Consider the following 767-nt stretch of genomic DNA (forward strand, 5'->3'; position numbering starts at 1 on the left):
GGAAAGCTCTTCGCGCGCATCGACACACTCTGGCGAAACCGAGATCGCCTGGACCTGACCACCGAGCAGGCGCTGGTGCTCAGGAACTGCCATCGCAATTTCGTCCGCCAGGGCGCCGCGCTCAAGGGCGACGCGCAGGCGCGCCTGATCGCGATCAACGAACGGCTCGCCGCGCTGGGGACGGCGTTCGGCCAGAACGTGCTCAGGGACGAGGCCGACTGGGCGCTGGTTCTCGACGCGCCGGGCGACCTTGCCGGGCTGCCGTCCTCGACCGTGGCGGCCATGGCCGCGGCCGCGGCCGAGCGCGGCCATGACGGAAGGCATGCGGTCACCCTGTCGCGTTCCGTCATCGTGCCGTTCCTGACCTTTTCGACCCGTCGCGATCTGCGCGAGAAGGCGTTCGGCGCCTGGACGGGCCGCGGCGAGGGCGGCGGCGAGGGCGACAACCGGCCGGTGATCGCCGAAACGCTCGCGCTGCGCGCCGAAAAGGCGCAGCTTCTGGGCCATGCCAGCTTCGCCGCGCTCAAGCTCGACGGCACCATGGCCGGAACGCCCGAGGCGGTCAACGAGCTGTTGGAGACCGTGTGGGAGAAGGCGCGCGGCCGGGCGGAAACCGAGGCCGAGGACATCGTCGCGCTGATGCGGGACGAAGGCGCCAACCACGGCCTCAGAGCCTGGGACTGGCGCCACTATGCCGACAAGATCCGCGCGGCGCGTCACGCCTATTCCGACGACGAGGTCAAGCCGTTCATGCCGCTCGAACGGAT

Annotated in this window: 1 protein-coding gene; it reads left to right on the plus strand. The window is 70.1% G+C overall.

Annotation, left to right across the window (positions count from 1 at the left end; all coding sequences use genetic code 11):
- The coding region (locus tag AC5E6L_RS00865) for a M3 family metallopeptidase (RefSeq protein ID WP_491770604.1) at window positions 1-767 on the plus strand (767 nt) is incomplete at both ends.

This window comes from Roseitalea sp., assembly GCF_984466335.1.